The organism is Mesorhizobium sp. (genome assembly GCF_004962925.1).
Classification (GTDB): domain Bacteria; phylum Pseudomonadota; class Alphaproteobacteria; order Rhizobiales; family Rhizobiaceae; genus Mesorhizobium.
The window spans coordinates 8432-9337 of sequence record NZ_SUEO01000147.1 but is presented as its reverse complement, the minus strand read 5'-3'; the positions used below and the strand labels follow the sequence as shown (position 1 = coordinate 9337).

1 protein-coding gene is annotated in these 906 nt (G+C 68.4%); it reads left to right on the top strand.

Annotated features, from left to right (window positions below; translation table 11 throughout):
* A partial coding sequence (locus E5W87_RS24505; RefSeq protein WP_292403424.1) for an amidohydrolase/deacetylase family metallohydrolase occupies positions 1–906 on the top strand: 906 nt, incomplete at both ends.

Here is a 906-nt window from a genome sequence, read left to right as displayed (position 1 = left end):
CCGCATCGCCGCGATCGATGTCGACATTCCCTTCGAGCGTGCCGCGCGCGTCATCGATGCCACCGGCTCCATCGTCGCGCCCGGCCTCATCGATTTGCACAGCCACGTCTATTGGGGCGGCACCTCGCTCGGCGTCGATGCCGACCGCCTCGCCGCCAAGAGCGGCACCACCACGTTCATCGACGCGGGAAGTGCCGGCGCCGGCAACTTCCTCGGCTTTCGCCGCCACGTCATCGAGCGCTCGAAAGTCCGCATCCTGGCCTATGTCAACATTTCCTTTGCCGGCATTTTCGGCTTCTCGCAGACCGTTTCGGTCGGCGAGTGCAGCGACCTCAGGCTCTGCGAACCGCGCGAGACGGTGGCGGCGGTGCGCGAGCACGCAGACGTGGTTGTCGGCGTGAAAGTCCGCTCGGGTCGCCATGCCGGCGGCACCAGCGGCATCGCCCCGGTCGATCTGGCACTCGAGGCCGCCGACCAGGCCGGCCTGCCGCTGATGGCGCATATCGACGAGCCGCCGCCTGGCCGCTCGGAAGTGCTGCCGCGGCTGCGCAAGGGCGACATTCTCACCCACTGCTTCCGGCCGTTTCCCAACGCGCCGATCTTCGCCTCGGGCGCCGTGCGGCCCGACATGCGGCTGGCGCGCGAGCGCGGTGTCATCTTCGATATCGGCCACGGCATGGGCTCGTTCGATTTCGAGGTCGCCAAGGCGATGCTCAGCGAGGGGCTGGCGCCTGATGTGATCAGCAGCGACGTGCATCTCTACTGCGTCGACGGCCCGGCCTTCGACATTCTGGTCTGCATGTCGAAGCTGCTGGCGCTCGGCATGCCGCTCGTCGAGGTGCTGCGCGCGGCGACGCAGCGGCCAGCCGAGGCGATCGCAAGGCCCGAGCTTGGCGCGCTTAGGGT